The sequence below is a fragment of the Shinella sp. GW835-FHT14H05 genome (genome assembly GCF_058793575.1).
Genome location: NZ_JBXAFY010000004.1, coordinates 282,114 through 302,965 on the forward strand (window position 1 = coordinate 282,114; position 20,852 = coordinate 302,965).

Annotated in this window: 23 protein-coding genes; 8 read left to right on the plus strand and 15 right to left on the minus strand. The window is 65.3% G+C overall.

Translation table 11 applies throughout. The features are described from left to right. Window positions 1-40: 40 nt before the first annotated feature. On the plus strand, window positions 41-1,213 hold the full coding sequence (gene pobA, locus AC1Q6Z_RS15965) for a 4-hydroxybenzoate 3-monooxygenase (RefSeq protein WP_492648518.1): 1,173 nt from the start codon (window positions 41-43) through the stop codon (window positions 1,211-1,213). Here pobA and AC1Q6Z_RS15970 read toward each other — a convergent pair. Then, a complete protein-coding gene (locus AC1Q6Z_RS15970) occupies window positions 1,207-2,073 on the minus strand; it encodes a phosphotransferase family protein (RefSeq protein ID WP_492648519.1) in 867 nt (288 codons plus the stop codon). The genes pobA and AC1Q6Z_RS15970 overlap by 7 nt on opposite strands. A gap of 30 nt (window positions 2,074-2,103) precedes the next feature. After that, the gene (pcaQ, locus tag AC1Q6Z_RS15975) at window positions 2,104-3,030 is read right to left on the minus strand and encodes a pca operon transcription factor PcaQ (RefSeq protein WP_492648623.1); all 927 of its coding nucleotides are present in this window, start codon (window positions 3,028-3,030) and stop codon (window positions 2,104-2,106) included. Between the two features lie 95 nt (window positions 3,031-3,125). Here pcaQ and pcaD point away from each other — a divergent pair, with 95 nt between their 5' ends. The 4 genes from pcaD to pcaG are packed head-to-tail and all read left to right on the plus strand — an operon-like array spanning window position 3,126 to window position 5,701. After that, window positions 3,126-3,938 carry a 3-oxoadipate enol-lactonase gene (gene pcaD / locus AC1Q6Z_RS15980; protein ID WP_492648520.1) on the plus strand — a complete coding sequence of 271 codons (813 nt, stop codon included), beginning with the start codon at window positions 3,126-3,128 and terminating at the stop codon, window positions 3,936-3,938. Beyond that, window positions 3,931-4,335, plus strand: a complete 405-nt coding sequence (pcaC, locus tag AC1Q6Z_RS15985; RefSeq protein WP_435266817.1) for a 4-carboxymuconolactone decarboxylase — start codon at window positions 3,931-3,933, stop codon at window positions 4,333-4,335. Before pcaD ends, pcaC begins: the two co-directional genes overlap by 8 nt. A gap of 2 nt (window positions 4,336-4,337) precedes the next feature. Next, window positions 4,338-5,087 carry a protocatechuate 3,4-dioxygenase subunit beta gene (pcaH, locus tag AC1Q6Z_RS15990; protein WP_492648521.1) on the plus strand — a complete coding sequence of 250 codons (750 nt, stop codon included), beginning with the start codon at window positions 4,338-4,340 and terminating at the stop codon, window positions 5,085-5,087. After that, window positions 5,087-5,701: a protocatechuate 3,4-dioxygenase subunit alpha gene (gene pcaG, locus AC1Q6Z_RS15995; protein WP_492648522.1), complete on the plus strand. Its 615-nt coding sequence runs from the start codon at window positions 5,087-5,089 to the stop codon at window positions 5,699-5,701. The genes pcaH and pcaG overlap by 1 nt, the downstream gene beginning before the upstream one ends. Before the next feature lie 67 nt (window positions 5,702-5,768). Here pcaG and AC1Q6Z_RS16000 read toward each other — a convergent pair whose 3' ends face one another. The 9 genes from AC1Q6Z_RS16000 to AC1Q6Z_RS16040 all read right to left on the minus strand — a co-directional run bounded on the left by AC1Q6Z_RS16000 (window position 5,769) and on the right by AC1Q6Z_RS16040 (window position 13,157). Further along, entirely contained in the window at window positions 5,769-5,945 is a 177-nt protein-coding gene (locus tag AC1Q6Z_RS16000) for a hypothetical protein (RefSeq protein ID WP_256117961.1), read from the minus strand. A 117-nt stretch (window positions 5,946-6,062) separates the two neighbouring features. Continuing rightward, entirely contained in the window at window positions 6,063-6,779 is a 717-nt protein-coding gene (locus tag AC1Q6Z_RS16005; RefSeq protein ID WP_492648523.1) for an ABC transporter ATP-binding protein, read from the minus strand. Next, a complete protein-coding gene (locus AC1Q6Z_RS16010) occupies window positions 6,760-7,524 on the minus strand; it encodes an ABC transporter ATP-binding protein (protein ID WP_492648524.1) in 765 nt (254 codons plus the stop codon). The genes AC1Q6Z_RS16005 and AC1Q6Z_RS16010 overlap by 20 nt, the downstream gene beginning before the upstream one ends. Next, window positions 7,521-8,522 (minus strand): branched-chain amino acid ABC transporter permease, encoded by a 1,002-nt coding sequence (locus AC1Q6Z_RS16015; RefSeq protein WP_256118225.1) that lies wholly within the window; start codon window positions 8,520-8,522, stop codon window positions 7,521-7,523. Before AC1Q6Z_RS16015 ends, AC1Q6Z_RS16010 begins: the two co-directional genes overlap by 4 nt. Continuing rightward, the gene (locus tag AC1Q6Z_RS16020; RefSeq protein WP_492648525.1) at window positions 8,522-9,385 is read right to left on the minus strand and encodes a branched-chain amino acid ABC transporter permease; all 864 of its coding nucleotides are present in this window, start codon (window positions 9,383-9,385) and stop codon (window positions 8,522-8,524) included. Before AC1Q6Z_RS16020 ends, AC1Q6Z_RS16015 begins: the two co-directional genes overlap by 1 nt. Window positions 9,386-9,618: 233 nt before the next feature. Then, the gene (locus AC1Q6Z_RS16025) at window positions 9,619-10,791 is read right to left on the minus strand and encodes an ABC transporter substrate-binding protein (protein ID WP_492648526.1); all 1,173 of its coding nucleotides are present in this window, start codon (window positions 10,789-10,791) and stop codon (window positions 9,619-9,621) included. Between the two features lie 140 nt (window positions 10,792-10,931). Next, window positions 10,932-11,987 carry a 3-carboxy-cis,cis-muconate cycloisomerase gene (locus AC1Q6Z_RS16030; protein ID WP_492648527.1) on the minus strand — a complete coding sequence of 352 codons (1,056 nt, stop codon included), beginning with the start codon at window positions 11,985-11,987 and terminating at the stop codon, window positions 10,932-10,934. 47 nt (window positions 11,988-12,034) lie between these two features. Continuing rightward, the gene (locus AC1Q6Z_RS16035; RefSeq protein WP_492648528.1) at window positions 12,035-12,562 is read right to left on the minus strand and encodes a GNAT family N-acetyltransferase; all 528 of its coding nucleotides are present in this window, start codon (window positions 12,560-12,562) and stop codon (window positions 12,035-12,037) included. 16 nt (window positions 12,563-12,578) lie between these two features. Further along, window positions 12,579-13,157: a helix-turn-helix domain-containing protein gene (locus AC1Q6Z_RS16040; protein WP_492648529.1), complete on the minus strand. Its 579-nt coding sequence runs from the start codon at window positions 13,155-13,157 to the stop codon at window positions 12,579-12,581. Between the two features lie 141 nt (window positions 13,158-13,298). On the opposite strand from AC1Q6Z_RS16040, the gene AC1Q6Z_RS16045 reads away from it, so the two are divergent. Further along, window positions 13,299-14,549, plus strand: coding sequence for an MFS transporter (locus tag AC1Q6Z_RS16045; RefSeq protein WP_492648530.1), 1,251 nt, complete (start codon window positions 13,299-13,301; stop codon window positions 14,547-14,549). 61 nt (window positions 14,550-14,610) lie between these two features. Continuing rightward, window positions 14,611-16,443 carry a translation elongation factor 4 gene (lepA, locus tag AC1Q6Z_RS16050; RefSeq protein ID WP_492648531.1) on the plus strand — a complete coding sequence of 611 codons (1,833 nt, stop codon included), beginning with the start codon at window positions 14,611-14,613 and terminating at the stop codon, window positions 16,441-16,443. 34 nt (window positions 16,444-16,477) lie between these two features. On the opposite strand, the gene AC1Q6Z_RS16055 is transcribed toward lepA, so the two are convergent. The 3 genes from AC1Q6Z_RS16055 to AC1Q6Z_RS16065 all read right to left on the minus strand — a co-directional run bounded on the left by AC1Q6Z_RS16055 (window position 16,478) and on the right by AC1Q6Z_RS16065 (window position 18,586). Then, window positions 16,478-16,696: a hypothetical protein gene (locus AC1Q6Z_RS16055; protein WP_492648532.1), complete on the minus strand. Its 219-nt coding sequence runs from the start codon at window positions 16,694-16,696 to the stop codon at window positions 16,478-16,480. A gap of 105 nt (window positions 16,697-16,801) precedes the next feature. Further along, the gene (locus AC1Q6Z_RS16060) at window positions 16,802-17,548 is read right to left on the minus strand and encodes a F0F1 ATP synthase subunit A (RefSeq protein ID WP_492648533.1); all 747 of its coding nucleotides are present in this window, start codon (window positions 17,546-17,548) and stop codon (window positions 16,802-16,804) included. A 315-nt stretch (window positions 17,549-17,863) separates the two neighbouring features. Then, window positions 17,864-18,586 carry a pyridoxamine 5'-phosphate oxidase family protein gene (locus tag AC1Q6Z_RS16065; protein ID WP_492648534.1) on the minus strand — a complete coding sequence of 241 codons (723 nt, stop codon included), beginning with the start codon at window positions 18,584-18,586 and terminating at the stop codon, window positions 17,864-17,866. Between the two features lie 91 nt (window positions 18,587-18,677). Between AC1Q6Z_RS16065 and pdxR the strand changes: the two genes are divergently transcribed. Continuing rightward, complete coding sequence (gene pdxR, locus AC1Q6Z_RS16070; protein WP_492648535.1) at window positions 18,678-20,057, plus strand: MocR-like pyridoxine biosynthesis transcription factor PdxR; 1,380 nt, start codon at window positions 18,678-18,680, stop codon at window positions 20,055-20,057. On the opposite strand, the gene AC1Q6Z_RS16075 is transcribed toward pdxR, so the two are convergent. Beyond that, entirely contained in the window at window positions 20,054-20,779 is a 726-nt protein-coding gene (locus AC1Q6Z_RS16075; RefSeq protein ID WP_492648536.1) for a type 1 glutamine amidotransferase, read from the minus strand. The genes pdxR and AC1Q6Z_RS16075 overlap by 4 nt on opposite strands. Window positions 20,780-20,852 lie beyond the last annotated feature (73 nt).

A 20,852-nucleotide genomic window follows, 5' to 3' on the forward strand; every position in this document is an offset into this window, starting at 1 on the left:
CCTCCTGACAATTTGCGCAATGCCAGTTCGGGAGGATGTCATGCGTGTTCAGATCGCCATTATCGGCTCGGGTCCATCGGGCCTGCTGCTCGGGCAACTGCTCGGCAATGCCGGCATCGAGACCGTGATCCTCGACCGCTCCAGCAAGGCGCATATCCTGAGCCGCGTGCGCGCCGGCGTGCTGGAGGAAGGCACGGTCGGGCTGATGGAAAAGGCGGGCGTCGGCCGCCGTATGCGCGCCGAGGGTCTGCCGCATGACGGGTTTTCGCTGGCCTTCGACGGCCGCGACCACCGCATCGACCTCTTCGATCTCACCGGCGGCAAGCGCGTGATGGTCTATGGCCAGACGGAGCTGACACGCGACCTGATCGAACAGCGCGAAGCCGATAGCCGGCTTACGATCTACGAAGCGGCGAATGTCACGCCGCACGATTTCAATGGCGCCGCGCCCTATGTGACCTATGAAAAGGATGGTCTCACGCATCGTATCGACTGCGATTTCATCGCCGGCTGCGACGGGTTTCATGGCGCGAGCCGCAAAGCGGTGCCGGAGACGGCGATCCGCACCTTCGAAAAGGTCTATCCCTTCGGCTGGCTCGGCATTCTCGCCGAAGTGCCGCCGGTGAGCGAGGAGCTGATCTACGCCAACCATCCGCGTGGCTTCGCGCTCTGTTCCATGCGGTCGCAAACGCGCAGCCGCTACTATATCCAGGCCGCGCTGGAGGACAAGATCGAGGCGTGGTCCGACACCCGATTCTGGGACGAGCTGCGCCGCCGGCTTCCCGCCCATCATGCAGACGCGATGATCACCGGTCCGAGCTTCGAGAAATCGATCGCGCCCTTGCGCTCCTTTGTCGCCGAGCCGATGCGTTTCGGCCGGCTGTTCCTCGTCGGCGATGCGGCGCATATCGTGCCGCCCACCGGCGCCAAGGGCCTGAACCTTGCGGCGAGCGACGTGCACTACCTGTTTTCCAGCCTGATGGAACATTATCAGGACCGCTCCAATGCCGGCCTCGATGCCTATTCGGCACGCGCGCTCGCCCGGGTCTGGAAGGCCGTCCGTTTCTCCTGGTGGATGACCACCATGCTGCACCGCTTTCCCGAGACCGGCGATTTCGACCAGAAAATCCAGGAGGCCGAGCTCGACTACCTCACCCATTCGCGCGCGGCGGAGACGGTGCTGGCGGAAAACTACGTCGGTCTGCCCTACTGACGCGCGGCCCAGGCGGTGACCGAGGCGATCATCGTCGCGTGATGTTCCGGCGCGTCCGCAAGGGCGGCCAGTTCCCAGAGGCGGTGCACGCCGGTGAGGAGATGGATGCGGACGCGGTCGAGCGGGCGGCCGGTCAGGCGCTCGTAGCCGTCGATGATGCGCGCGGTCAGGTTCGGGCTGATGAAATTCGAATAGATGAAATCCTGGTGCAGCGGGCCGAAGCCGGAATCGGCAAAATCATAGATCCCGTTCAGCCGGCTGGCGGCGTGGTCGAAGGCCATGTTCCAGCCGTGGCCGTCGAAGAAGCCGTAGGTCTCGCCATAAGGGTCCGGCGGCAGGGCGCGCCAGCCGGCTATCGTTTTCTCCGCGAAGTCGTGCAGCGCCTCCGGCAGAAGCGGCAGGGCACCGGCGGCGATTGCGTTCGCATCGAGCCAGCGCTCGACAGGCCGCGCACCGGCCGCTGCCATCACGTCGCGATTGAGGGAATGGAGCTCAGCGTAGAAGCGGGCGAGCGTGTCGGCGAGTTGCTGCTGCGCGGAGTCCGGTAGCGCCTCATATTGTGCCGTCTCCAGATGCTCGCCGGGAATGATCGCGTGCTCCGAGAAGAGCGGATCATTCTCGTGCAGGCGCAAATCCGGAACGCGCATCGTCACATGCGGGCGCACGGCGGCGAGGATCGAAGCCTCGCGGCGCAGTGCCTGCTCCGCCTCCGCACCCTGCGGGAATTTGAAGACGAGACGCTCGTCCACCGCGACCGCGCGCGAATGCCAGCCGCCCGGCAGCAGCCGGAAGGAGGCCGTCGCGAGATGGGGATGACGCGCGACGATTGCGGCGCGAAACGGATCGAGTTTGTTTGCCATAACCTCTTCTAGCGGAGGCGCGGCGGCGTCTCAACCCGCCGGCGACACCGTGCCCGCCACCTCGCGGATCGTCTGCATGAGGATGGCGAGCGGCAGGGAGGGCACGGCGTCGGTGCGCATGGTGAGGCCGACGGGGCCTTTCGTGCCGCTGGTATCGATGGGCAGGGCGGCAAGCGCGCCTTCCGCGATATCCGCCGCAACGACACCTTCCGAAATGATCCAGATCGCATCGCTCTCCCGCACGAAGGCGCGGCCGAAGGCGTCGGAGACGGTCTCGATCTGGTTCGGTAGACCGGCAATGCCGTGAGTGATCAAAAAACTTTCGACGAAGGGGCGGATGATCGAGGCGCGCGTCGGCATCAGAACGGGATAGGCATCGACCCCGGCAAAGACGGCGCTGCTGGCGGCAAGCAGCGGATGGCCGGCGCGCACGCAGAACACCACCTGTTCGGAATAGAGGTGCTCGAAGGAAAACCCCGCCATCTTCTCCGGCGCCGCAAGCCGGCCGACGACAAGGTCGAGATCGCCGACGCGCAACTGTTCGAGCAGAACGGCATTCTCCCCCGTGACGATCTTGATGCGCGCGCCGGTGCCCTCCTCCAGGAAGAGCCGCATCGCCTTCGGCATGATGCGCGTCGAGACCGTCGGCAGCGCGCCGATGCGGATGGGCGGGGAATCGCCGGAAAGCGCCTGCGAGACGGAATCGAAACCCTGGCGGAGCGCCGTCAGCGCCGCGCCGGCGTGCTTCAAAAAAACCTCGCCGTAGCGGGTGATCTTGATGCCGCGGCCGTCGCGCTCGAAGACGGCGACGCCCAGAACCTCCTCCAGCTCGCGGATCGTCTTGGTCACGGCGGGCTGGCTGACGTGCAGGAGCTGGGCCGCCTTCATCACGCTCTTCTGGCGCGCCACCTCGACAAAGGTTTGCAGATGGCGGAACTTGATACGGCTATCGACCACAGTTTTCATAACCCCCAAGTTAACGAAACGGCATGAAATATCATTTTACCTAACCAGATCAAGGGATCAATCTGTAAAGATCGGAGGAGAGAGCCTTGCAATTCGCGACCGTCAACGACGTCATCCTGCACCATCAGCTGATCGGCGGCCCCGCCGGACGGCCGGTCATCGTCTTTGCCAATTCGCTCGGTACCGATTTCCGCATCTGGCGCGACGTCGTGGTGCGGCTTGCCGGCGACTTCCCGATCATCACTTATGACAAGCGCGGGCACGGCCTCTCCGACCTCGGCCAGGTGCCCTATTCGATCGACGATCATGTGCTCGATCTCGCAGCGCTGCTCGACCGGCTTGCCGTGAAGGACGCGATCATCTGCGGCCTCTCCGTCGGCGGCATGATCGCGCAGGGGCTTGCCGCAAAGCGGCCGGATCTCGTCAAGGCGCTGATCCTCTGCGATACGGCGCACAAGATCGGCACCCCGGAGATGTGGAACGCCCGTATCGAAAGCGTCGAGACGAAGGGCATCGAGAGCCTTGCCGACCAGATCATGGAGCGCTGGTTCACGCCGGCCTTCCGCCGCCCGGAGAACGCCGCCTACCACGGCTACCGCACCATGCTGATCCGCCAGTCCGCTGTCGGCTACGCCGCCACCTGCGCTTCGGTGCGCGATGCGGATCTTACCGAAACCACCAAGCGCATCTCTGTCCCGACCCTTTGCATCGTCGGCGACCAGGACGGTTCGACGCCGCCGGATCTCGTGCTGTCCATGGCAAAGCTCATCCCCGGCGCCCGCTACGAAGTCATCAAGGATGCCGGGCACATTCCCTGCGTCGAGCAGCCGGAAATGTTGACCGAGATGATCCGCGCCTTCATCGCCACCCTACCTGCCGGAGACGAGCCAAATGGCTGATGCCCATACCTTTTCCGATCGCTACCGCCAGGGCATGGTGACCCGCCGCGCGGTGCTCGGCGATCATCACGTCGACCGCGCCTCGTCTGCCGCGACAGCCTTCGACCAGCCCTTCCAGGAGCTGATCACCGAAGGCGCCTGGGGCACGGTCTGGTCGCGGCCGGGCTGGTCGAAACGCGAGCGCTCGATGGTGACGATCGCGCTGCTCGCGGCACTCGGTCATGACGAGGAGGTGGCGATGCATGTGCGGGCGACCGTCAACACCGGGGCAAGCCGCGAGGACATCGCCGAGGCGCTGCTGCATGTGGCGATCTATGCCGGGGTGCCGGCGGCGAACCGGGCGATCAAGATCGCTAAGCATGTCTTCGAGGAACTGGACGCGGAAAAGGCGGCCTGACAATGACGGACCTTTCCAACAGAAAGCCCGAAACGGGCGCCTTCTTTTCCCGCGATCGCCAGTGGCACCCGCCGGGGCTGACGCCGGGCTACAAGACCTCCGTACTGCGCTCGCCGCAAAAGGCGCTGCTGGCGCTCGACGGCACGGTTTCGGAAATCACCGGCCCGGTCTTCGGCCATTCGATCCTCGGCGACCTCGACAACGACCTAATCCACAATTTCGCCAAAGCCGGCGAAAGCGCCATCGGCGAGCGCATCATCGTGCACGGCCGCGTACTCGACGAGCGGGCGCGACCCGTGCCGGGCGCACTGCTCGAATTCTGGCAGGCCAATGCCGGCGGGCGCTATCGTCACAAGAAGGAAAGCTACTTGGCGCCGCTCGATCCGAATTTCGGCGGCTGCGGGCGCACCATTACCGATGAAGACGGCCATTATGCCTTCCGCACCATCAAGCCCGGCCCCTATCCCTGGCCGAACGGCGTCAACGACTGGCGCCCGGCGCATATCCATTTCTCCGTCTTCGGCCACGGCTTTGCCCAGCGGCTGATCACGCAGATGTATTTCGAAGGCGACCCGATGATCTGGAAGTGTCCCATCGTGCAGACCATTCCGGACAAGGCGGCGATCGAGCAGCTCGTCGCGGCGCTCGACTGGGGCAACACGATCCCGATGGATGCGCGCGCTTACAAGTTCGACATCGTGCTGCGCGGCCGCCGCTCGACGCTCTTCGAAAATCGGATGGAGGGCAACTGATGGTTCAGACTCTCGGCACGCTCAAGGAGAGCGCCTCCCAGACCGCGGGGCCTTATGTGCATATCGGCCTGACGCCAAATTTCGCCGGCATCGGCGGCGTCTACGAGAATGATCTCGGCACCACCATGGTGAACGACAAGACGCTCGGCCGGCGCATCACCATCACCGGCCGCGTGTTCGACGGCACCGGCACGCCGCTGCGCGATGCGCTGATCGAGATCTGGCAGGCGGATGCCGCCGGCCTCTACAACAGCCCCTCGGAACTGCGCGGCAGCGCCGACCCCAATTTTTCCGGCTGGGGCCGCTGCGCGACGAACGGCGAAACGGGCGAATACCGCTTCCAGACGATCAAGCCCGGCCGCGTGCCCTTCAGGGACGGCCGCCCGATGGCGCCGCATATCTCGCTCTGGATCGTCGCCCGCGGCATCAATCTCGGCCTCAACACGCGTCTCTATTTCGGCGATGAGGAAGCGGCCAATGCCGAAGACCCCGTGCTTGCCCGCATCGAACACCGCGTGCGCGTGCCGACGCTGATCGCGACTGCCGACGGCGATCGCTACCGGTTCGACATCCACCTGCAGGGCGAGAAGGAAACGGTATTCTTCGATATCTGACCTCGGCGGCAAAAGACCCGAATGCAGGGGACATCCGGGCCTTCGGGGAGGTCAGTGGGCGTGACGCTTACTTGCAGATCTTGATCTTCTTGACGATCAGGTTGCCGTAGTAGTCGTAGGAATGGATCTTCTTGACGAAGCAATGCGGCTTGTAGCCGTAGCTGTAGTAACCGGCCTGCGACGGGGCGGCGAAGGAAACAGCGGCGACGAGGGCGACAGTGGCGGAAACGATGATCTTGCGCATGGGGGTCTCTCCTGATTGGTGGGTTTGATCGGGTGGATGAGCCTCTCTCATCCAGTGATCAGACTTTCCCACATCACCCCGACCTCCGCTGTTCCGCGTGGAACAGGCGCCTGCGGCTCAGTGCAGGCCGCCGACGCCGAGCAGGGTTTCGACCGTGTGCTGGTCTGCGGCGAGTGCTGCCGGCGTGCCGGTCCAGGCGATGCGGCCACGTTCGAGGATAATGACAGCGTCGGCGAAATCGAGCGCGCTCTGGATGCGCTGCTCGACCAGCAGGATGGTCATTTCGCCGGAGGCGGCGAGCGTGCCGAAAGCGGCCATCAGTTCCTCGCAGATGACGGGGGCGAGGCCTTCCAGCGGCTCGTCGAGTAGCAGTACAGAGGGCTGGCCGAGGATGGTGCGGGCGGTCGTCAGCATCTGCTGTTCGCCGCCGGAAAGCTGCGAGCCAAGGTTTTTGCGCCGCTCCTTGAGGCGCGGGAACATGGCATAAGCCTCCTCGATCGCCGAACGCGGCCGCGCCTTCAGGCCGACGAAGAGGTTTTCCTCGACGGTCAGCGTCGGGAAGACGTCGCGCGATTGCGGCACGTAGCCGAGGCCTTTTAGGGCGCGCGATGCGCTGTCGATCCCCTCGATCGGCTGGCCGCCGAGGCGGATTTCGCCGCCGTAGCGTTTCGTCTGGCCGGCGAGCGTGGCGAAGAGGGTGGATTTTCCCATGCCGTTGCGGCCGAGCACGGCGAGTTTTCGGCCGGCGCCGGCGGAGAAGGAAATGTCCTCGAGCACGCGCGTCGGGCCGTAGCCGGCGGAAAGGGCGGCGATTTCAAGCGACGCTGCGGGCATCGGCATAACTCCCGAGATAGGCCTGGCGGACGCGGGCATCCTTCGTCACCGCATCCGGCGATCCGTCGAAGATGATCTCGCCCGCCGCCAGCACGATGACGCGCTTGGCGAAGCGGAAGACGAGGTCCATGTCGTGTTCGATCATCAGCACGGCGAGATCGGCCGGCAGGTCGGCGATCGCCTGTTCGATGCGCGCCGTATCGCTCTGCGGCACGCCGGCGGCGGGTTCGTCGAGCAGCAGCACCTTGGGTTTCAGCGCCAGCGCCAAGGCGAGTTCCAGCAGGCGCTGCTGGCCGTAGGCGATCTCGCTGACGCGGTGGCTGGCCAGGTGCGCGATGCCGAGTTTTGCAAGCAGGGCGTGGGCCTCGTCCATGACATCCGGCATGGCGCGGTGGCTCGCAAACATTTTTCCCGAACGGCCTTCGCGCTGGAGGATGGCCAGCGACACATGCTCCTCCGGCGTCATCTCGGAGAAAAGGCGGGTGACCTGGAAGGAGCGCACGAGGCCGCGGCGCACGCGCTGGGTCGGCCCGAGGCGCGTAACATCCTCGCCGCCGAGCGTCACAGTGCCGGAATTCGGCAGGATATTGCCCGTGACGAGGTTGACGAAGGTGGTCTTGCCGGCGCCGTTCGGGCCGATCAGCGCGACGCGGTCGCCCGGCGCCATCGAGAGCGAGACATCATTGGTGACGGCCAGGCCGCCGAACATCTTTCTGAGGTTTCGGACGTCGAAGATCGCGCTCATCGGCCCTTCCTCCCGCGGCGTTCGAAATAGGCGGCGACGGAGCCATAAAGGCCCTTCGGCGCGAAGAGCACGACGGCGATCAAAAGCGCGCCGACGATGGTGAGCCAGTGGAAGGGGTTTGCCGCGGAAACGACGTCCTCGAACCACATGAAGGTGATCGTGCCGATCAGCGCGCCGTAGAGCGAGCCGGTGCCGCCGAGCACGAGCATGACGAGGGCTTCGGCCGACAGCGTGAAGGAGAGGCTGTCGAGGCCGACGACCTGCGTCGAGATGGCGTTGAGCGCGCCGCCGGCGCCAGCCACGGCGCCGGAAATGGCGTACATTTTGATCAACGTGCCGTGCACCGAGGCGCCCATGGCGCGCACGCGCACCGGGTCCTGCCGGATGCCGCGGCAGAGCATGCCGAAGGGCGAGCGCACGATCTGGCGCAGAATGACGAAGGCGACAATGAGCAACACGATGCCGAAGACATAGGCCGTGCGGCCCCAGAGATCGAACTGCCAAAGGCCGAAGACGGCATCCGGCATGATGCCGGCAAGACCATCGCTGCCGCCGGTCCAGCCGGACGCCTTGTTGGCGGCCTCATGCGCGAGATGGATGATGGCGATGGAGAGCACGAGCTGCGGCAGGCCATGCGCGCGGAGCACGACGACGCCGGAGATGAGCCCTGCAATCGCGCCGGAAACGATGCCGACGGCGAGCATGGCGATCGGGTCGGTGATGCCGAAATGCGCGGCCGCGATGCCCGCGCCATAGGCGCCGGCGCCGAAGAGCGCGGCATGGCCGAGCGTCGCGACGCCGCAATAGCCGGTGACGAGGTCGAGCGAGAGGACCAGCAGCGCGATCGCGGTGATGCGGGTGAGCAGCGCCAGATTGTTCGGGAAGAGGAAATAGCCGACGAGGGCGAAGGCGGCGATGACGAGAACGCCGATCGCGTCGCGCGTCAGCCGGGCGCGGCGGTCGCCGGTTGTGGAGAGGGAGGTCGTCAGCAGCGCCATCACTTCGCCCTCCCCGCGAGGCCGCGCGGAAAAATCCAGACGATGGCGATGACTGCGAGATAGAAGAAGAACTCGCCGAATTCCGGCATGAGGTAACGCCCCGTCGTGTCTATAGCGCCGAGCAGCAGGCAGGCGGCGAGCGCACCGGGAATGGAGCCAGCGCCGCCGACCGAGACCACGACGAGGAAGGTCACCATGTAGCGCAGCGCATAATAGGGCTCGATCGGCAGCAGTTCCGCGCCGACCACACCGCCGAAGGCGGCCAGACCGACGGCGACGGCGAAGCTGACGGCATAGACGACCTGCGTCTTGACGCCGAGTGCTGCGGCCATGGCCGCATTGTCGACGGCGGCGCGCAGTTTCACGCCAAAGGCCGTGCGCTCGATGAAATACCAGAGGTCAAGCGCCACCGCGAGGCCGCAGGCAATGACGAAGAGGCGGTGCGCCGAGACGGTGCGGAAGCCAAGGCTGACGGATTGCCTAAGGGTTTCCGGCGTCGGGATGGTTTTCAGCGTCGGGCCGAAGACATAGTTGGCGATGCCGATGATGCAGAAGGTGATGCCGATCGTCATCAGCACCTGCGTCAGCTCCGGCTGGCCATAGATGCGGCGATAGAGCAATCGCTCGATTGGGATGGCGATGAGGATGGTGCCGACGACGGCGATGAGGACGGCAAACGCGTAGGCGAGGCCGAGGTCGCGCGCAGCATAGGAGGCGATGTAACCGCCGATCATCGCGAAGGCGCCATGCGCCAGGTTGACGACGCGCATCAGGCCCATGGTGACAGAAAGCCCGATGGAGATGACGAAGAGCACCATGCCATAGGCAAGGGCATCGACACCGATGCTGAAGACCGTTTGCATGTTTCCGTCCTGGTGTCGGCAATTTAATCTTACAAGGCGTGCCGGGTCGGGTGGATCCTCGGGTCGAGCCCGAGGATGACGGTGGGGAGGAGAGGTCGCAAGCCAAACGAGGGGATGGCCTCGCCGTGCGGTATGTAAAGCGATCGCCCTGATCCGCCATCGCTCTCTTCTTTCGTCATCCTCGGGCTTGACCCGAGGATCCACATCCCAAGCGCAACCCCACGAAAATAGGGCTACTTCGCAGCCGCCAGACCCGGATCGCCCTGCTTTTCAAACGTCTGGATTTCCTTGTTGTAGTAGGTCCCGTCCTCCGCCTTGGCCACTTCGCGTAGATAGATGTTCTGCGTGATGTGCCGGCTTTCCGGATCGATCGTCACCGGCCCGCGCGGGCTTTCCCAAGAGAGGCCTTTGACTGCCTCGACGGCCTTGGCCGCGTCCTGCTCGCCGCCGGTCGCCTCGATCATCTTGTAGATGACATGCATGCCATCATAGGCGCCGACCGCCGGGAAGGAGAGTTCGGCGGGGTTGCCGATCGCCTTGGCGGCGGCTTCGACGAACTTCTTGTTTTCCGCGGAATCGTGCGAGACGGCGTAGTGGAACGTGGTCTGGAGGCCAAGGGCTGCCTCGCCGAGCGCCGGCAGGTCGGATTCCTGCGTCAAGTCGCCGGGCGCGAAGAATTTGATACCGGCATCCTTGAGGCCGTTTTCGTTGAAGGCCTTGACGAAGCCGAGCGTCGTCGGGCCGGAAGGCAGGAAGGCGAAGACGCCCTCGGCGCCCGAATCCTTGATGCGCTGCATGATCGGCGAAAAGTCGTTCGTCTGAAGCGGCATGCGGATCGCCTCCACGACCGCGCCGCCTGCCTTTTCAAACCCGGCTTTGAAGGCGGCTTCGGCATCGACGCCCGGGCCGTAATCGCTGACGACCGAGATGACCTTCTTCGTGCCGCCGTCGAAGGCGACCTTGGCGATCGGCGTCGAGGTTTGCCAGGTGGTGAACGAGGTGCGCACCACGAAGGGGCTCTTGGTGACGATGGCCGAGGTGGCGGCGTTCATCACCACCATCGGCACGTTCGCCTGTTCGAGCAGCGGCGTGGCGGCCATGGCATCCGGCGTGAAATAGAAGCCGGCTAAATATTGCACACCTTCCTTGACGACGAGTTCCTGCGACAGCGCCTTGGACTGGGCGGGGTCGGCGGTCGGGATGTCGCGGTAGATGATCTCGATCGTATCGTCGCCGACCGTGCTGCCGTTCAGCGCCATGTAAGCGTCGATGCCGGCCTTGAAATTCTTGCCCTGGAGCGCGAAGGGGCCGGAAAACGGCCCGACGACGCCGACCTTGATCGTATCGGCCTGGGCAACGCCGCCCATGAGTGCCGCCGCCAGCGCGGCGATCGCAAATTTCTTCATGTTTTCCTCCCTGATGGGCCGGCCTCCCAGCCGTTGCCCGGTCCAGTCGCAAAAGAGCGTTTTGCCAGATTGCCAGATGAAACGGTGATGTAAAATGAAAATATCCGTAAAATTCATAACTTATAAATTATGAATTTGACCTATGCCGCCCCCAGCCGCTTGACGGAGTCGATGAGCTCGCCGGCGAGGCGAAGGGATACGCCGGTGGCAGCGACCATCTGCGGTAGGATCAGCCATTCGAGCGTCCAGGCCGCCCCCGAGCGCTCCTGCTCGTGCACCGCGGCCTGGGCGAGCCCGCCGAGCTGGGCGGCATTGAAACGGGCGAGCGTGACGAGCACTTCGGCGCCGACCGGGTTCTGCTTGTGCGGCATGGCGGAGGAAGCGCCGCCGCCGGCAAGCGCGATCTCGTCGCCGCGGTCGGCCATCAGCGCCATGTCCTGGCCGAGCTTGCCGAGGCTGCCGGTAATGGCCGCGAGAAGGCCGGCAAGGTCGCCGATCCGGTCGCGCTGGCTGTGCCACTGGGGGGCATCGGCGAGGCCGAGTTCGCGGGCGAGCGCCGCACACACCGCCGGCCCCTTGGTGCCCAGCTTTTCCAGCGTGCCAGCCGCGCCGCCGAACTGCACGGCAAGACCGTCCTTGGCGAAGTCCTTGAGCCGGGCAGCATGGCGCGCGAGCGGTGACCGCCACGATTCGATGCGGTCCTTGACCGTGATCTCGATTGCCGCCTGCATGCGGGTGCGGCCCATCAGCGGCCGGTCGCCGAATTCGGCGGCGAGGCCATCGAGGCCGGCGGCAAGCGCCTCCAGCCGGCTTTCGAGGATCGGCAGAACGCGCGCAAGCCGCAGCATCAGACCGCTGTCGATGACGTCCTGGCTGGTGGCGCCGACATGGGCGTGTTTGCCGTGCGGCTCGCCGACGGCGGCGCGCAGCTGGCGCACCAGATCCGGAATGACGACGCCGTCGCGGGCGGTCGCTGCCCGCAGGCTCGCAATGTCGGGGGAGAAGCGGTGCGCAGCGTCCGAAATCGCCAGGGCGGCGTCCTGGGGGATGATGCCCTCTGCGGCTTCCGCTTTCGCCAGAGCCACCTCGAAGGCGAGCATGGCTTCCAGTTCGGCAGCAGCCGAAAACAGCGCGGCGATCTCGCCGTCACCCAGAAGGCCGGAAAGATAAGGGTGGTCGAAGGGAGAAAAGGTCATGGGTCCCGTGTCCATAAAAGAGGTGGAACGGGGCTTGGTGCCGAGGCTTAAGCGCCCTCCCCGATCCGCTTGTAGAAAAACGTCGTCGCACAATAGCGGCCATCGGGGTAGAGCGCATAGTCCGGAATGACACCGGCGCGTTGCCAGCCGAGCTTCTCGTAGACGGTCTCGGCGGGGCTGCCGGTGGCGGTGTCGAGCACCAGCACGGTCTTGCCACGTCGGGCGGCTTCCGTTTCGGCGGCCGACATCAGGGCGCGGGCGAGGCCGCGGCCGCGCTCGCTTTCCATCACCAGCAGCTTCTTCAGATCCGCCCGGTGCGGCTGGTTCGGCATCTGGCGAATGCCGACCTGCACGGTGCCGACGATGCGGCCTGCACGCTCGGCGGCGAAAAGCAGGGTCGCATCCTCGCCGACCGCGGCGGCCACACCCTCCCAGAAGGGCAGCGCATCGGCCGGCCCATAGGGCGCCATGAAGCCGACGGAGGCGCCGCCGGTGACGCAATCCGACAGCACTTCGGCAAGCTCGCCCAGCCGGGCGCGGGTTTCCTCATGATCGAGCAGCCTTATGTCGCTCATCGTTTCCTCGATTATCTCAGTTGCGGCCGCGGTCCAGCACCACGGCATAATGGGCCGGCTCGGTGCCGGGATTTTCGAAGACATGGCCCTCGGTGATGCTCATGTAGAGGCAATCCCCGGGCTCAAGGTCGTGTACCGTTCCGGCGATCGTCATGCGCAGAAGCCCGGAAAACAGCCAGACATGCTGCGTCATGCCCGCCTTCGCTGTCTCCGGCGGATAGGCGATGCGGGCACCCGCCGGAAATTCCACGTCGATCACCTCGACGCGCGAAGCGGTGTTCGGCGGCGAGACGGCGCGGCGCTGGTAGCCCGTCTCCGGATCGCGCCAGACCGTCTGTTTCTCGCGCCGCGACAGCGGTTCGCCGTCGCCTTGCGAAAAGGCGAAGAAGGCGGAGAGCGTCAGGTCCAGTGCGGCGCAGAGCCGTGAGAGCAGCTGCGCCGTCGGGCTCGCCTCGCCGCGCTCGATGCGCGAAATCATCGCCCGACTGACGCCCGAGGCATTTGCGAGGTCGTCGAGCGTCTGGTTGCGCGCGGTGCGCAACAGCCGCAGCCGCTCGCCGATGGCGCTTTCCAGGGGGTCAGTTTCGTTTTCCATTATTATGGAATAATTATCTCTTATAATGGAGTCAACCGACATGAGCCGATCTGAAAATAAATTCCGGCCATGCCGCTCCGGCGACAATGCGACACCGGGCAGGCGGATAAGGTGGCGCGGCAGAATCGGGAGGACGGACGGATGACAGGTGTGACGCAACGGGCATCGTCGCTCTTCTCCATCACCGCCATCGTTGTTTCGATGACCTTCGTGGCCATCGGCAACGGCATCATGCTCGCCTATGTGCCCTATGTCCTGTCGCGCGCCGTCGCACCCTCCTGGGCGCCGGGTGCGGCGGTCACGGCCATCGCCTTCGGCGGGCTCGTCGGCTGCGTCATCGCCGGCCCGGTCATCCGGCGCGTCGGCCATGCCCGCGCCTTCTCCTGCTCGCTCGCCCTCGTCATCATCGCCGCCTTCCTCGTGGCGCTCGGCGTCAACCCGCTCCTCTGGGTGCTGGCGCGCTGCATCTATGGCATGGCGGGCAATTCCAACTTCATCATCACGCAGAGCTGGCTGAACCATGCGGCCGACAACCGCTGGCGCGGCAAGGCCATGTCGTTCTTCTACATGGCCTATGTGCTGGGGCTTGGCGTCGGCGCATGGCTGTTCGGACAGATGCCGGCCGACGGCAATCTCGCGCCGCTCGTGACCATCTTCGTCACCACCATCGCGCTTCTGCCGATCGGCCTGACGCGGCTGCCCACCCCGCCGGCACCCGCCCGCGTCAGCGTCGACTTCGCCATGACGTGGCGCAATTCGCCGGTGGCGCTCATCGGCGTTCTCGCCGCCGGCGGGCTTTCCATGGTCGTGCAGGGTTTTACACCGATCTATGCCGCCACCAACAATGTCGGCCAGACGGACGTGGCGCTCCTGATGTTCGTCATGCAGTTCGGCCTGATCTTCGTGCAATATCCGCTCGGCACGCTGTCCGACCGCATCGACCGGCGCATCGTGCTGATCTTCACCTGCCTTTTGATCGCAGGCACGGCGGTCGCGGCGCTTTTCGTCTCCTTCCAGGCGTTCTTCATCCTGATGCTGGTCTTCGCCCTGTGGGCCGGTGCGGTCGAAAGCGTCTATTCGATCGCCAATGCGCACGCCAACGACCGCACGGACCCGGAGGATTTCGTGCCGCTCGCCTCCACCCTGCTCGTCGCCTGGTCGGCGTCTGCGACGCTGGTGCCGCTGGCGGTCACGGCGCTCACCCCCATCTATGGACCCAAGACCTTCATCTATGCCGCGATGGCCGTAGCACTCCTCTACGCCGCCTTCGTCGCCCACCGGCTGCGCCGTCGCGAGACCGTGCCGGTCGCGGCGCGGGAAAGCTTCGAAATCAGAAGTGCGCAAGTGCCGAATGCCGGCGCGCTCGTCGAGGGCGAAAACGCCCGGGAATAGCGGACATCCCGGTCATACAACGGTTCATTTACCGCTTTGCGGGAATCTCGGCCGCTGCTATATGGCGCGCATGAGCACCAATTCTTCGACGCCCCTCGACCATATCCGCAATTTTTCGATCGTGGCCCATATCGACCACGGCAAATCGACGCTCGCCGACCGTCTGATCCAGACGACCGGCGGCCTTGCCGCGCGCGAAATGTCGGAACAGGTCCTCGATAACATGGATATCGAGAAGGAACGCGGCATCACCATCAAGGCGCAGACGGTGCGCCTGCACTATGTCGCCAACAATGGCGAGACCTATGTCCTGAACCTCATCGACACGCCCGGCCATGTCGACTTCGCCTACGAAGTGTCGCGCTCGCTGTCGGCCTGCGAAGGTTCGCTTCTCGTGGTGGATGCCTCGCAAGGCGTCGAGGCGCAGACGCTCGCCAATGTCTACCAGGCGATCGACAACAACCACGAGATCGTGACCGTCCTCAACAAGATCGACCTGCCGGCGGCCGAGCCTGACCGCATCCGCGAGCAGATCGAGGAGGTCATCGGCATCGACGCATCGCAGGCCGTGCTGATTTCGGCCAAGACCGGTCTCGGCATTCCCGACGTGCTGGAAGCGATCGTCCACCAGCTGCCCGCGCCGAAGAGCGAGGGCGGCGAGACCGCGCCGCTGAAGGCGCTGCTGGTCGATAGCTGGTACGACACCTATCTCGGCGTCATCGTGCTCGTGCGCATTCTCGATGGCGTGCTGAAAAAGGGCCAGACCATCCGCATGATGGGCACGGACGCAAAGTACCAGGTGGAACGCGTCGGCGTCATCACGCCGAAGATGGTCACCGTCGAGGCGCTCGGCCCGGGCGAGATCGGCTTCATCACGGCCTCCATCAAGGAAGTGGCCGATACCCGCGTCGGCGATACGATCACCGAGGACAAGCGCCCGACCGCCAACATGCTGCCGGGCTTCAAGCCGGCGCAGCCGGTGGTGTTCTGCGGCCTGTTCCCGGTCGATGCCGCCGACTTCGAGGACCTGCGCGCCGCCATGGGCAAGCTGCGCCTCAACGACGCGTCCTTCTCCTTCGAAATGGAATCCTCCGCCGCGCTCGGCTTCGGTTTCCGCTGCGGCTTCCTCGGGCTGCTGCATCTCGAAATCGTTCAGGAACGCCTCGAGCGCGAATTCGATCTCGACCTGATCGCGACCGCACCCTCGGTCGTCTACAAGCTGTTCATGACGGATGGCAGCGAGCGCGAGCTGCACAACCCGGCCGACATGCCGGATGTCGTGAAAATCTCGGAAATCCACGAGCCGTGGATCCGCGCCACCATCCTGACGCCGGACGATTATCTCGGCGGCATCCTGAAGCTTTGCCAGGACCGCCGCGGCATCCAGGTGGAACTCACCTATGTCGGCACCCGCGCGATGCTGACCTACGACCTGCCGCTCAACGAAGTCGTCTTCGATTTCTACGACCGGCTGAAGTCGATTTCCAAGGGCTATGCCTCGTTCGACTACGCCATCACCAACCATCAGGAAGGCCATCTGGTGAAGATGTCGATCCTGGTGAACGGCGAACCGGTGGATGCGCTGTCGATGATGGTGCACCGCATGGCCGCCGAAAAGCGTGGCCGCGACATGTGCGAGAAGCTCAAGGAGCTGATCCCCAAGCACATGTTCAAGATCCCGATCCAGGCCGCCATCGGCGGCAACGTGATTGCCCGCGAGACCATCTCTGCCCTGCGCAAGGACGTGACCGCCAAGTGCTATGGCGGCGACGCCACCCGCAAGCGCAAGCTGCTCGACAAGCAGAAGGCCGGCAAGAAGCGCATGCGCCAGTTCGGCAAGGTGGAAATCCCGCAGGAAGCGTTCATTGCGGCGCTCAAGATGGGCGACGAATAACAAAGGGAGGCTCTGGCCTCCCTTTTTCTTTGCGCTAATCCCGCTTGATGGTCGCGAGGACCTCCCAGAGGTCCGCGCCCGTCTCGAAGACGGCGGCGTTGGCGCGGAAGCCGATTTCGGCCGAAACCAGATCGAGCATGTCCTTTGCCGGATCGCCGGTGCCGCTCGCGATGTTGCGGGCGGCCGTGCCGACCCGCGCGGTTTCCGTCGCCATGCCCTGACGGGCCGTGTTCATGATGCCGGTGATCTGCATTGCGGAGGCCTCGTTGATGCGATGCCTTTTTACGGCATGGGCCTTTCCATCGCGTGAACGGGAAAATCCCGGCTTTGTGCCGTTTCGGCACGGGCCGGGTCTGTCTCAGTGGCCGGGATGCAGCGCGTCGTTCAGGTACATGCAGGTGAGCATGGTGAAGACGTAGGCCTGGATGATCGCCATCAGCAGTTCCAGCGCCGTCAGCGCAACGGTCATGGCAAGCGGCAGCACCGCGCCCAGTATGCCGAGCGTGCCGAGGTCGCCCATCGAGACGACGAAGCCGGCGAAGACTTTCAGCGTGATATGACCGGCCAGCATGACGGCGAAGAGGCGTACGGAATGGCTGACGGGGCGGGAGAGATAGGAGATCACCTCGATCGGCACGATGATCGGCGTCAGGATCAGCGGCACGCCCTCCGGCACGAACAGTTTCAGGAACCCGCCGCCGTGCCTGAACAGGCCGTAAAGGGTGACCGTGGCAAAGACCAGCATGGCGAGCGCGAAGGTGACGATGAGGTGGCTCGTCACCGTGAAGGCATAGGGGAACATGCCGACGAGGTTTGCGACGAGGATGAACAGGAAGAGCGAGAAGACCAGCGGGAAGAAACGCATGCCCTGCTCGCCCGCATTGGCCCGAAGCGTCGCCGCGACGAATTCGTAGATCATCTCGGCGCTGGCCTGCCATCGACCGGGCACCAGCCCGCGCCGGCGCGTGGTGAGGAGCAGGAAAGCGCTGGCGGCCACGACGGTCAGCACCATGGTGGCGGCGGAATTGGTGAAGCTCAGGTCGAGCCCGCCGATCTGGAAGGGCACAAGCGGCTTGATCTCGAATTGCTCAATGGGTCCGGGCATCGGATTTCCTTGGAAAGGCAGCAGGACGCACGGACAATACGCGCGCCGTGATCGCGGCGCGGCGATGCACGGCACGCGACAGGCGTGCGGCTGATTTTGGAACGGTAGGGAGTGAAGGGTTCACGCGGGGCCATCCTATCTCGACTGCGAGATAAGGGGCCGTCCCCGGAACGAACAACGCGCTGGTCGTCCAGCGCGCGGGTTCTCTAGCGGCTGCGCGCGCCGGTGGCAAGCCATCCTGCCACCGGCCGCGATCACGCCTGCGTCATCCCGGCCGAAACGACGCTGGTCCTACCGCCGTCTCTTGGTAGCCGGCTAAGCGTCTTCGTAGGCTTCCTGGCCGGCGAGGAGCGACGTATCCAGCCGTCCGCCCGGCGGGAAAAGGCCGAGCATTTCTGGCGGTTCGACGCCTTCTAAGAGCCGGGGACAGGTTTCGACGGCGCCGAGCACGGTCGTCACGGGGATGACGCCGGCCCAGATCGGCAGGGCGAAATCCTCCTCGTCGTCTCCCACGCCCTTGGCGCGCACTTTCGCGGCGGCCTCGTCGATCGGCATGGCGATGATCGTCGTGGCCTTGGCCTCCTGCGGCGTGATGGGCCGCAGCAGCGCGCTGCGACCGGGATAGAAACGGTCGACGACGTCGCGCATCGCCTCGATCTTTTCGTCAGAATCCTCGACGAGGCGTGCGGTGCCGAAACACATGGCGGAGCGGTAATTGGCCGAATGGTTAAAGCCGGAGCGTGCCAGCACCAGCCCGTCGAGATGGGCGACGGTGAGGCAGGCCGGCGTGCCGGCCTTGAGATGGCGCAGCATGCGGCTGGCCGACGAACCGTGCCAGTAGAGCGTATCGCCCTTGCGCCAGAACAGCGTCGGCGTCGCATAGGGCTGGCCGTCGATGACATAGGCGACGTTGCAGAGCATGGCCGCATCGAGGATGGCGTGCACGGCCTGGCGGTCGTAGCTGCCGCGCTCATGCATGCGCCTGACGCGGTTGCGCGGGGTGATGGGATAGGCGGCGGTTTCGGTTTCTGCACGCATGCGGTCTTGCCTTTCAAACAGGGTGCCGTCATGGTGCGCCATGCCATTGGATCGAAAAAGCACCAATTCTGACCAAAAAATCCGGACCAATATGCCGGATTGGTCATCGCTCATTCCCGTGCTGCCCGCGGCGGGCAAACGCACGCCGGCGCTTTACCGGGAGCTGCGCCGGCTGATCGAGGCGGGAGCCATTCCGGCAGGCAGCAAGCTGCCGCCGTCGCGTGACCTTGCGGGACGGCTGAAGATCGCGCGCGGCAGCGTCGTCGCCGCCTTCGAAACGCTGATCGCCGAAGGTTATGCCGTCGCGCGCACGGGCGCCGGCACCTTCGTCGCCGACCGGGTGCCCGTCGTGAAGCCGGCCACGCCTACGGAAACCGCAAACATCGAGGCGAAAATGCCGCTGCCCGGCACGCTCGGCGTGGCGATGGCCGATGCGCGTACGCTCAACCTGTTTCGCACGCTGCTGGCGCGCCATCTCGCCCGCCCCGGCCCGGAACACTTTTATTATGGCGATCCGCGTGGCGGGGCGGCGCTGCGCCAGGCGGTCGCGGCCTATCTGCGGCAGGCACGCGGCGTGCGCTGCGAGGCGCGGTCGATCGTCATCACGACCGGTACGCAGCAGGGCATCGACCTCGTCATCCGGAGCGCGCTTCAGCCGGGCGACCGGGTGATGGTCGAGGACCCCTGTTATCCAAGCGCCCGGGCCGCCTTTGCCGGCGCGGGCCTCGACCTTTCAGGCCTCGCGGTGGATGCCGAGGGCGCCGACATATCGCTCGCGACGGCGGGGGCGCGGGCGGTCTATGTGACGCCGTCGCATCAGTTTCCGCTCGGCGTGACCATGAGTATGCGCCGCCGGCTCGCCCTCATCGACTGGGCGCGCGAGACCGGCGGCTGGATCATCGAGGACGATTACGACAGCGAGTTCCGCTTTGCCGGCCCGCCGCTCGCCGCCATGCAGGGCATGGACGACAGCGGCCGCGTCATCTATCTCGGCACCTTCTCCAAGGTGCTGTTTCCGGGGCTGCGCCTCGGCTATGCCGTCATCCCGGATCCACTGCTCGAAACCATCATGGCGTTGCGCAGCCGCACGGACCGCAGCCCGCCGACGCTTGCCGAAGCGGCGCTAACCGATCTCCTGCGCGAAGGCCATTTCGCCGCCCATCTGCGCCGCGCCCGAAGGCATGCGCAGGCGGCGCGCGATGCGCTGGTCGCGGGGCTCTCGGCGGCAAAAAACCTCTCTGTCGCCGTGCCCGACCAGGGCCTGCACCTGGTCGCCGGCCTGCCTGATTCGCTTGCCGATACGGCGGCGGCGGAGATTGCGCGGGGGGCTGGGCTCGGTGTGAGGGCACTGTCGTCCATGGCCGTCACCAACGCGCCACGGCAGGGTCTGGTCATCGGCTTTTCCGGCTTTGCGCCGGAGGTGCTGCAGGCCGCGGCGACACGCTTCGCCGCGGCAATCTCAAACAACTAGGCGACGCGGCGGGACTCGGCGGCGGCGATGGTGGCGACCCAGCCGCGGGCGATGGCAAGGCCGGTGGCGTCGGCGCTGGGGCCGTTTTCGGCGGCGAGCGTCTCGCGCTGTTCGAGCCAGCCGGGCGCAAGCGTCGGAATGAGGGCGCCGAACGTGCTCACCCATTCATCGACGACCGCGCGGCTCGCTTCGAAATGGAACTGCGTGCCGTAGACGGCGCGGCCGATGCGAAAGGCCTGGTTTTCCGCGGCGCCGTTAGTGGCAAGCCGCACGGCACCTTCCGGCAGCGCAAAGGTGTCGCTATGCCACTGGAAGATCGGGAAGGCAGCGCTGGCGGCCGAAAGAACCGGGTCGCCGGCACCGTCCTTCGTCAGCGCGACCGTGCACCAGCCGAATTCCGGCGCCGTGCCGATCAGGTTTTCCGCGCCATAGGCGCGCGCCAGGAGCTGGCTGCCGAGACAGACGCCGAGCACGGATTTCTCCGCATCGCCGAAGCGGCGCATCAGCCCGGCCAGCGCCGGCAGATAGGCGTGGCGTTCGTCGTCGCGGGCGTTCTGCGGGCCGCCCATCACGACGATGGCGTCATGGTTCGTCTCGTCCGCTGGGATGGCGTCGCCGGCATGCGGCCGGCAGATCTCGATCTCGGCGCCCGCCTCTTCCAGCGCGACACCGATCTGACCGAGAAGGGTCACCTTGTCGTTTTCCACCACCAGCACCCGCATGTGAAACTCCTGCTTTTCGATAGGACGCGACACAATCACGCCCTTTCGCTTCGTTCAAGGGTCCAAAATAGAA

What these genes read in the sequence shown, in the direction of transcription:
- pobA (WP_492648518.1), top strand. Translation starts at nt 41, where the DNA reads ATGCGTGTTCAGATCGCCATTATCGGCTCGGGTCCATCGGGCCTGCTG.
- AC1Q6Z_RS15970 (WP_492648519.1), bottom strand. Translation starts at nt 2,073, where the DNA reads ATGGCAAACAAACTCGATCCGTTTCGCGCCGCAATCGTCGCGCGTCAT.
- pcaC (WP_435266817.1), top strand. Translation starts at nt 3,931, where the DNA reads ATGGCTGATGCCCATACCTTTTCCGATCGCTACCGCCAGGGCATGGTG.
- pcaH (WP_492648521.1), top strand. Translation starts at nt 4,338, where the DNA reads ATGACGGACCTTTCCAACAGAAAGCCCGAAACGGGCGCCTTCTTTTCC.
- pcaG (WP_492648522.1), top strand. Translation starts at nt 5,087, where the DNA reads ATGGTTCAGACTCTCGGCACGCTCAAGGAGAGCGCCTCCCAGACCGCG.
- AC1Q6Z_RS16000 (WP_256117961.1), bottom strand. Translation starts at nt 5,945, where the DNA reads ATGCGCAAGATCATCGTTTCCGCCACTGTCGCCCTCGTCGCCGCTGTT.
- AC1Q6Z_RS16005 (WP_492648523.1), bottom strand. Translation starts at nt 6,779, where the DNA reads ATGCCCGCAGCGTCGCTTGAAATCGCCGCCCTTTCCGCCGGCTACGGC.
- AC1Q6Z_RS16010 (WP_492648524.1), bottom strand. Translation starts at nt 7,524, where the DNA reads ATGAGCGCGATCTTCGACGTCCGAAACCTCAGAAAGATGTTCGGCGGC.
- AC1Q6Z_RS16015 (WP_256118225.1), bottom strand. Translation starts at nt 8,522, where the DNA reads ATGGCGCTGCTGACGACCTCCCTCTCCACAACCGGCGACCGCCGCGCC.
- AC1Q6Z_RS16020 (WP_492648525.1), bottom strand. Translation starts at nt 9,385, where the DNA reads ATGCAAACGGTCTTCAGCATCGGTGTCGATGCCCTTGCCTATGGCATG.
- AC1Q6Z_RS16025 (WP_492648526.1), bottom strand. Translation starts at nt 10,791, where the DNA reads ATGAAGAAATTTGCGATCGCCGCGCTGGCGGCGGCACTCATGGGCGGC.
- AC1Q6Z_RS16030 (WP_492648527.1), bottom strand. Translation starts at nt 11,987, where the DNA reads ATGACCTTTTCTCCCTTCGACCACCCTTATCTTTCCGGCCTTCTGGGT.
- AC1Q6Z_RS16035 (WP_492648528.1), bottom strand. Translation starts at nt 12,562, where the DNA reads ATGAGCGACATAAGGCTGCTCGATCATGAGGAAACCCGCGCCCGGCTG.
- AC1Q6Z_RS16040 (WP_492648529.1), bottom strand. Translation starts at nt 13,157, where the DNA reads ATGGAAAACGAAACTGACCCCCTGGAAAGCGCCATCGGCGAGCGGCTG.
- AC1Q6Z_RS16045 (WP_492648530.1), top strand. Translation starts at nt 13,299, where the DNA reads ATGACAGGTGTGACGCAACGGGCATCGTCGCTCTTCTCCATCACCGCC.
- lepA (WP_492648531.1), top strand. Translation starts at nt 14,611, where the DNA reads ATGGCGCGCATGAGCACCAATTCTTCGACGCCCCTCGACCATATCCGC.
- AC1Q6Z_RS16055 (WP_492648532.1), bottom strand. Translation starts at nt 16,696, where the DNA reads ATGCAGATCACCGGCATCATGAACACGGCCCGTCAGGGCATGGCGACG.
- AC1Q6Z_RS16060 (WP_492648533.1), bottom strand. Translation starts at nt 17,548, where the DNA reads ATGCCCGGACCCATTGAGCAATTCGAGATCAAGCCGCTTGTGCCCTTC.
- AC1Q6Z_RS16065 (WP_492648534.1), bottom strand. Translation starts at nt 18,586, where the DNA reads ATGCGTGCAGAAACCGAAACCGCCGCCTATCCCATCACCCCGCGCAAC.
- pdxR (WP_492648535.1), top strand. Translation starts at nt 18,678, where the DNA reads ATGCCGGATTGGTCATCGCTCATTCCCGTGCTGCCCGCGGCGGGCAAA.
- AC1Q6Z_RS16075 (WP_492648536.1), bottom strand. Translation starts at nt 20,779, where the DNA reads ATGCGGGTGCTGGTGGTGGAAAACGACAAGGTGACCCTTCTCGGTCAG.